At 70.8% G+C, this 7,847-nt stretch carries 8 protein-coding genes; 4 read left to right on the top strand and 4 right to left on the bottom strand.

Annotation, left to right across the window (positions count from 1 at the left end; translation table 11 throughout):
* Window positions 1-139 precede the first annotated feature (139 nt).
* On the bottom strand, window positions 140-1,249 hold the full coding sequence (locus tag E2E34_RS07755) for a substrate-binding domain-containing protein (protein ID WP_208765174.1): 1,110 nt from the start codon (window positions 1,247-1,249) through the stop codon (window positions 140-142).
* 595 nt (window positions 1,250-1,844) lie between these two features.
* Between E2E34_RS07755 and E2E34_RS07750 the strand changes: the two genes are divergently transcribed.
* The 4 genes from E2E34_RS07750 (at window position 1,845) to E2E34_RS07735 (ending at window position 6,134) form a co-directional block, all read left to right on the top strand.
* Complete coding sequence (locus E2E34_RS07750; protein ID WP_138901178.1) at window positions 1,845-3,236, top strand: PucR family transcriptional regulator; 1,392 nt, start codon at window positions 1,845-1,847, stop codon at window positions 3,234-3,236.
* A gap of 160 nt (window positions 3,237-3,396) precedes the next feature.
* Complete coding sequence (locus tag E2E34_RS07745; protein WP_138901177.1) at window positions 3,397-3,990, top strand: hypothetical protein; 594 nt, start codon at window positions 3,397-3,399, stop codon at window positions 3,988-3,990.
* 282 nt (window positions 3,991-4,272) lie between these two features.
* Window positions 4,273-4,518 carry a DUF485 domain-containing protein gene (locus tag E2E34_RS07740; RefSeq protein ID WP_138901176.1) on the top strand — a complete coding sequence of 82 codons (246 nt, stop codon included), beginning with the start codon at window positions 4,273-4,275 and terminating at the stop codon, window positions 4,516-4,518.
* Window positions 4,519-4,523: 5 nt separating this feature from the next.
* Window positions 4,524-6,134, top strand: coding sequence for a sodium/solute symporter (locus E2E34_RS07735; RefSeq protein ID WP_138901175.1), 1,611 nt, complete (start codon window positions 4,524-4,526; stop codon window positions 6,132-6,134).
* 112 nt (window positions 6,135-6,246) lie between these two features.
* Here E2E34_RS07735 and E2E34_RS07730 read toward each other — a convergent pair whose 3' ends face one another.
* The 3 genes from E2E34_RS07730 to E2E34_RS07720 all read right to left on the bottom strand — a co-directional run bounded on the left by E2E34_RS07730 (window position 6,247) and on the right by E2E34_RS07720 (window position 7,755).
* Window positions 6,247-6,513 carry a DUF4235 domain-containing protein gene (locus E2E34_RS07730; protein ID WP_138901174.1) on the bottom strand — a complete coding sequence of 89 codons (267 nt, stop codon included), beginning with the start codon at window positions 6,511-6,513 and terminating at the stop codon, window positions 6,247-6,249.
* Window positions 6,510-6,941: a DUF3618 domain-containing protein gene (locus tag E2E34_RS07725; protein WP_167518245.1), complete on the bottom strand. Its 432-nt coding sequence runs from the start codon at window positions 6,939-6,941 to the stop codon at window positions 6,510-6,512. Before E2E34_RS07725 ends, E2E34_RS07730 begins: the two co-directional genes overlap by 4 nt.
* Window positions 6,942-7,206: 265 nt before the next feature.
* Window positions 7,207-7,755, bottom strand: coding sequence for a phosphatase PAP2 family protein (locus E2E34_RS07720; RefSeq protein ID WP_138901172.1), 549 nt, complete (start codon window positions 7,753-7,755; stop codon window positions 7,207-7,209).
* Between the last annotated feature and the right edge of the window lie 92 nt (window positions 7,756-7,847).

The following is a 7,847-nucleotide window of genomic DNA, read 5'->3' as shown; positions in this document are numbered from 1 at the left end:
TTGCGGCGGAGGCTGACCCGCCCCGGTGTGCACCCGGCGCGGGCAGCCGGACGCCGCCCCGACGCGCGGCAGGGCGTGGGGCCGAAGCCGGCCCCACGCCCCACGACCTCGCCACGGGATACGCGGCCCGCTCGGCGGACTACTCGAGCCCGAGCTCCTCGCATTCGTCCTTGAGTTCGCGTACGCAGATCTGCTTCACCGTGTAGAGGCCGTCGGCGACGACCGTCTCCTCGATGTTCTCCTTCGTCAGCGCGATGACGGGGATGCGCACCGTCGGTACGGACTTCTCGGTCGGCGTGTCGATGTCCGTGTGCGCCGCGGCGCCGAGCGACATGTTCCTCGCGAGCAGGATGGCCATCTCCGCCGCGGCCTCTGCCTCCGGGGCGTACTGCTTGTAGACGGTCATGTACTGATCACCGGCCACGATGCGCTGTACGGCCGCCAGTTCCGCGTCCTGACCGGTGACCGGCGGCAGGTCGGTGACACCGGCGGCCTTGAGCGCGGCGATGATGCCGCCCGCCATGCCGTCGTTGGCGGAGTAGACGCCGGCGATGCCGTCCTTGCCGAGGGTGGCGAGTGCGGCCCCCATGTTCGCCTCGGCGTTCTCCGGCTTCCAGTCCTTGGTGTCGTACTCGAGGCCGATCTCGACCATGCCGTCGAGTTCGGTGTGGGCGCCCTTCTTGAACATCGCGGCGTTCGGGTCGGTCAGGGCGCCGTTCATCATCACGATCTTGCCCGACGTGGACCCGGGCCTCGCACCGGCCCCGGTCTTGAGGGCCTTCAGCAGGGACTTGCCCTGGATGTGGCCGACCTGTTCGTTGTCGAAGGAGACATATCCGTCAATCGGGCCCTCGGCGAGGCGGTCGAAGGCGACCACCGGGATGCCGGCGTCGTCCGCCTTGCCTATCGCGGCGGCTATGGCCTTGGAGTCCACGGCGTCGACGATCAGCACGTCGACCTTGTCCTTGATCATGGATTCCAGCTGCTTTGTCTGCAGCTCGGCGTCGTTCTTCGCGTTGGCGTAACGGACCGTGCCCTTGCTGTTGGTGAGCAGCGCGATGCGCTCTTCGATGACCGGTTTGTCGAACTGCTCATAACGAGCGGCCTGGTTCTCCGGGAGCAGCAGACCGACAACGATGTCGTCACTCAGCCTCACGCCCGGTTCCTCGGTCGTCCCGCAACCGAAGAGGGACATGACCATCGCTGGGGCGGCGGCTGCGACGGCGGCACGACGCAGAAGTGCGTTCATTGGTTGAATCCAACCTCCATGACGAGCCGCATTAATTGCGACCAAGGTGGCCGAAATCCAACTCTGTGGTGGAGGAAGCGTCAAGATGCCTCCGACTAACGTGACCGCAACGTGATTCTCTGTAAACAAGCGTTCAAACATCTGTGATCGGCAGGCGCGTAAGGATGCCGGGCGATGCCCGGAGCCGTGGCGCAACCTCAAGCCGGGAGTCGCTCGGGAACCACGCCTCGCCGCCGGGCGCCAACTGGTGTTGTCCCCCTCGCACTTCAACGAGGCGATCGCGGCGAGCCGGCGCCGGAACTCCGGGCCCACGCGCCAACGGCACCCCGGGACGCGCCCAGCCGTACGCCCTGCCACCCGGCTGTGAAGAGAGGCCATCGGTACCACCGGGCCGGATGCGGCGGAATCATCACGGTTTCGTTGAGACCTCGCCCTCGGGTAACCGACTGCTTAGCATGGTGCCTTCCCGGAGGACGCCGCCGCCTTCCGCACTCCGGCGGCCGACTCGGTGGAGGAACCGCACAGCGCACCGCGCGACTCCACACGTGGCGTCTCACCGCGGTGTTTTCGCACGTCCCGTCCGTTTGGAGGGTCCATGCACACCAATGCCGTCCCCGGCAGCGTTCGTCCCACCACCCCCGCCGGCACCACCCGAGGCGACGAACGCCTCCCCGCGGCGACCGGGAAGTCCCGCGCCGAGCTGCGCCGGGAGACCGCTCGCGGCCACGACGAGGCCGTCGGCGGGCCACCCGTCGCCGCGGTGGAGTCCACCGCCCTCCAGCTCTTCGACCGCGCCTGCCGGCACCTGCTGGGACGCGGCACCGACTTCACCGACACCGTGGTCGAGAAGATCCGGGCCGAGGTCCAGTACTACGCCGACCCGCTCGCCCCGCCCGACCTGCGGCGGTCCGTGAGCACCGGCGTCCGCCACGGGCTGGAGGCGGGTCTGGACCCGGGCAGGCTCGTGGACGTAGAGCGGTACACCAGGGAACTGGGCATCCGGCGCGCCGAAGAGGGCCGCCCCCTCGACGAGGTGATGCACGCCTACCGGGTCGCCGGCTCGGAGGTCTGGAGCGGGATCGTCCGCGTGGTGGAGCGGCACGGGCTCGGCGACACGCGCCAGTTGGTGCACGTGGCCGAGCTGGTGTGGAAGCACAACGACCGCGACGCCGTCCTGGTCGCCGACGCCTACCGGCAGGTCGCCAAGGGCGTCGCCAGCCGGCACGGTGAACGCGTTCGCCTGATCCTCGCCGCCCTGTTGGAGAGCCGCAACGAACCCGACTTCGCGCGGGACGCGGCGGCGATCCTCGATGTGCCGCTCGACGGACGGTACGCGGTGGCGATGATCGGAGCCACACCGCCGTACGGCCGTGTACCGGAGACCGCCCCGGAGGTACGGGGGATACGGATCCTGCGCCACACCCGAGGGCAGCGCGCCGTGCTCGTCGCCCACTTGGGCGACCGTCCCCTGGACGCGCTGGCGTCGGGCCTGGCCGCCGGGCCCGGACTGCGCATCGGCATCAGCCCCGTCGTACAGGGACTGAACAGCCTGTCCCGGGCCCGTGACATGGCCGGACTCGCGCTGCGTACGTGCCGCGCCGACGGCGAGATCGCCCGGCTCGACTCCCGCCTGCCCGACGGTCTCCTGCTCTCCCGGCCCGACCTGTCCGCCGAACTGACGCTTCAGGTGCTCCAGCCCATGTACGACCTGGAACCGGCGGACCGTGACACCCTGTTCGCCACCCTGGGAGTCTGGATCGAGAACGGCGGCTCCGCCGTCCGCACCGCCCGGCAGATGCTCTGCCATCGCAACACCGTGCTGAACCGGCTGCGCCGCTTCGAGCAGACCACGGGTCTCGCTCTGTCCCGGCCCCGCGATCTGGTGCAGCTCACCCTCGCCCTCGACGCACTGCGCCTGCTCGGACCGGCCGCCGCGCCGGCCGCGCCCGGCGCCCCGGAGACACCGCGTCCCCCGTCGGCCGTCTGACGACCTCGTACCTGAGCACGGAACGTGTCACCCGACAGCGGCGACCCGGCCCTCCGAGGCAGCGTGAGCGGAATCGCTGTCACCGAAGGTGCGTCGTTCTCGTCACCTTGAGATCGTTTGTGGTCCTGACGCTCGACACAGACAGCCCGGAGGAGACGCGTTGATCACGGAGTACCAGCAGAAGCTGCGCGAGCGCTACATGGCCGCCCCCGTCATGCCGGCCCCGAAACCGTGGCAGCCGGTGCTGGATCGCAGGACCCCCATCGGGGGTCTGCTCGGCATCGGCTTCGGCGTCCATCCCGACAGCGGGCACGAGCTCGTCATGGTCGTGTCCAGCGGCGGCCATGGACTCTTCGACGCGGTCACCGGCGAGAAGGTCGCCCGCGACCGGGACCCGGACCCCGACACCAGCACTCCGGACGCGTCGCCGGAGCTCACCTGCCCCGGGCTCGGCCCGGTCGAGGGCACGCCGGTACGTATCGCCGGGCTCTTCGGCGGCGGCCTGCACCTCACCACACCGGACGGCTGGACCCTGGACGTCGTCAGCCCCGAGTGGCCCCACGACCGCGTCGTCCTCTCCGCCGACGGCGGGTCCCACAAAGGCCCGGCGGGAGGGACGTGGTGGCACATCTTCCACTCCGAGTACTCAGAACTCCGCGCAGCCGGGTTCTCTCCCTCCGGCCTGACCCTGGCGGTCGCCACCAGCAGCGACCTCACCCTCTGGACCCGACCTGAGCTCCATTTCGACCACTGAGCGGACTCTCCCTCGCCGACGACGCCGGAGCAGTCCTTGCCGCACTCTGGAGACCGGCAAGCTGCGGTGGCAGTCGCCCCGCTCAAGTGACCACCAGCGTGCTCAGCCACAGACCTGTGGCCCGGAGGGGCGCGGCCGTGTGGGCGTCAGCACAGTGCAGCCGCCATCCCGTTGGGCGTGGACAACAGCGCGGGCACAGGGCGTGGACCGGCCGGGCCGCAGGTGCTCTGGTGGCCCGATCGCGGGCAGTCCGCCCGCGTCCACGCCCGCCAGGAGACCGCCATGTCCCGCCAGCACGCCCCCCGGCTTCATCATCGGCCACAGCCGTACCGCCCAGGCAGGTTCTTCGCCCTGGTCAACGGAGTGACCTTCGGCGTACACCTGCTGCTCGCCCTCTTCGCCGCCGAGTTCATGGCCACCCGCACCTGGGGAGAAACGAACATCGGCATGCTGGCCATCCTCGCCCAGGGCTCCCTCCTGCTGTGGACGGCGGTGCGGTACGACCGCCACGCGGACGTGGAGCGCTGATACCGATGACGACTGCTCAGCTCGTGCTCGCCGCGTCGCCCGGTGCCGGCGTCCTGGACCCGGACACGCGTGGCATGGTGCTCGTCGGGTTCCTCGCGTTCATCGTGCCCATCCTCTTCATCTGCGTTCTCAGCGGCCCCGCGCGAGACCGGGTCGACGACTTCTACACAGCCGGTCGCGCGCTGTCGCCCCTTCGCGGCGCCCTCGTACTGGCCGGCGTCTACCTGTCGGCGGCCACGGTGCTCGGTACGACGGGAAGCGTCGCGGTCTTCGGCTACGACGGCCTGTTCATCGCCCTGTGCACGGTGCTGTCCCTCGGCGTGCTGCTCCTGCTGGCGGGACCCCTGCGCGAACGCGGCCTCTACACCTTCGGCGACATCTTCGCCCTGCGCGCTCCGGGACCCGCGGTGCGGATCGCGGTCGCCGTCGTCACCCTGAGCGTATGCGTCCCGTATCTGGTGGTGCAGCTGTCCGGTGCGGGAGTGACCACCGCGATGCTCCTGGGGCTGTCCGGTCCGGGCCCCGAGCAGACGTCCATCGTCATGATCGGCCTCCTCGTCGTCTGCGCCACGACGTTCGGCGGGATGCGCGGCATGATCACACTCCAGGTGCTCAAGACGGTCGTACTGCTGGGCATGGCCCTGGTCGTGGCGGCGGTGGTGCTCGACCGCTTCGGCTGGAGCACCGACTCGCTGATCCAAGCCGCCGGACAGGGCAGCGGCCGTCCCGCCGCCTACGCGCAGCCCGGGCTGCGCTTCGCCGATCCCGGCGGAGCCAAAGGCACACTCGACCACATCGGCCTGATGGTCAGCATCGTGCTGGGCGTGGCGTGCCTGCCCCACGTCGCCATGCAGCTCAACACGGCACCCGACGCGGCCGCGGCCCGCCGTACGGTGCGCCACACCATCGGTGTCGTCGGAGGGTTCTGCCTCACCACAGCCGTGCTGGGCTTCGGGGCGGCCGCGCTGGTCGGCGCCCGGAAGATCCTGGCCGCGGACCCGGGGGCCACCAGCACGCTGCTGATGCTCACGGGCGAACTCGCGAGCGGCTCGTCCACGCGCGACGCCTGGCTCGTCGTCCTGGTCTCCTGCGCGGTGTTCCTCACCACGCTGGCGGTCGTCGCGAGTGTCACCCTGGCGGCTGCGGGAGCGGTCGCGCACGACCTGGTCACCCATGTCCTGCGCCGAGGGGGTACGACCGAGGGCCGCGAGGTGGCCGCCGCCCGCATGGCGTCCGCCGGGGTCGGACTGCTGAGCATCGGGCTCGCGGTCTGGGTGCAGGGCTGGAACGTCGGGTTCCTGTCGGCACTCGCGCTTGCGGTTGCGGCATCCTGCCTGCTGCCGGCCCTGGTGTACTCGCTCTTCTGGAGCCGCTACACCCGCGCCGGACTCCTCTGGACGCTGTACGGCGGCCTGTTCTCCGCCATCGGACTTCAGGTCTCGGGACCGGTCTTCTCGGGCACGCCCATGGCACTCCTGCCGGACTGGCACTTCGACTGGTTCCCGCTCCAGACGGTGGTCCTCGTGTCGATGCCGGTCGCCTTCCTGCTCGGCGGGCTGGGCAGCATCGCGGGGAGACGCCGGGCGGCGGCGTACACCGAGCACATCGGGGCCTGACGCCCCTGTCCGCCCCGCCTCACCGGGAGCCCCCTTGAGTCCGCAGGGTGTGCCCGCCGCATCGCTGCCTTTCGAGCGGCGGGCACACCCTCGCGCACACCGGTAAGCCGGGTCAGCCGGGCCAGGTGCCGGTCAGGCGTCGCACCGCGGTGGCGCCACCGCGGTCGACGGCCGCCTTGACGGCCGCGAAGATCGCGCCCTGGAGCGTGGCGGCGAGCAGGATTTCCTGCCAACCGCGGTCCTCGTCGGTGGCGTCCGGGGCGTCCTCGTCGTGACCGACGACTTTCCAGACCTGTTTGAAGAGCCCGCCGGCCACGACGCCGCTGGCGGCGCCGAGTGCCATGCCGATGGGCTTGTAGGCGATCTTGGACGCCTTCATCGGCGCACCTTCCTCTGCCGGCGTACGAGGACGAGCAGGGCGAGCGCGGCGGCACCGGTGATGACCAGGCCGAGGTTGCCGCGTCCGCTCTCCGCCGCCAGGTACACCTTCTCGCGTACCGGGTCCGGGGCCTTCTCCTGGAACTTGTCCGCCACGGCGGCAGCCGCACGCGCGATCTGCTCCTTGGTCTGCGCGGCCTTCTCGCGGACCGGCTCGGGGGCCGTGTCCTGCACAAGGTGCAGCGCATGGCCGGCCGCGCCGTGCGACCGGCTCTCGACCGCCGCTTCCTGCGGTGCCTGCGCCTTGGCGTCGGCCTCGGCGGCCAACCCCTCGGCGGTCGGGCCGAGTTCCCGACGGGTTCCGTCCACCTGTTCACGCAGTTCGTCAGGGGTGGGCGTGGAGCCGTTGTCCTGCGGGTCAATGGTCATCGGTGCGCGTTCTCCTTGATCCTCAACTGCCCTGGCCGGCACCGGGAGTGACGTCGTGGACGGGCGCGTCGGCGTTGCGTTTGACGGATTCGATCCCGCCCAGGCAGGCGCGCCCTTGCCGGGCTGGTGCCGTACCTCAAAGCGTGCCGCCATGACATCTCACTCTCCGTTCGTGTCGGGTACGGGACGTTTCCCGCCGCGTACCCGGGCCCTGGCCGGCCATGCCGCTCCGCTCCCTGTGGGCCGTACAGCACCGAGACGCGGGTTACAGCAGTTTGCGGAGCAACGGTCTGGGCGCCCAGTGGACGAGCCAGGCGCTCGTCAGGCCGATGGCGGCCCCGACCGCGACATCGCTGGGATAGTGGGCTCCGCTGTGGACGCGCTCGACGGCCACCATCGTGGCGGGAACCGCGGCGGCCAGCCCCCACCAGGGCGAGGTGGAGGCGACCGCGGCGGTGAAGCCCACGGCGGCCGCCGTGTGCCCGGAGGGGAAGGACGAGCTGTCCGGCCGGTCCTCGACGTCGTCGTGCGGAATCAAGTCAGCCGGGGGCCGGCGCCGCTCGTACAACTGCTTGCAGCCCCCGTTCCCGATCAGCTGCGCGGTCAGCATCCCCGCCACGCCCGCCACGGCCGCTCTGCGTTCCGTGTGCCCGCCGGTGGCTGTCATGACGACGGCGAAAGCCCACCAGAGCTTCGTCTTCTCCGCCGCGGACTCCACCGCCGGGAGCACCTGCCGTGCCCAGGGGGAGGTCCAGGAGGCGGCCCGGCGGGTCAGCCGGCGGTCGGCGCGACGAAAGTCGTGGAGAAGGTGCATGGTCCGCTGGTTCCCCCAACCCGCGCTCCGACACGCGGACTCCGCCTCGTCCACGCGATCCTCCGGCGGGCGCGGGGTGCGTCGGCGCATAG

Source organism: Streptomyces albidochromogenes (assembly GCF_005981925.1).
Taxonomy (GTDB): domain Bacteria; phylum Actinomycetota; class Actinomycetes; order Streptomycetales; family Streptomycetaceae; genus Streptomyces; species Streptomyces albidochromogenes.
Note: the sequence above shows the minus strand (reverse complement) of the source record. Positions and strands in the feature narration are given on the sequence as shown.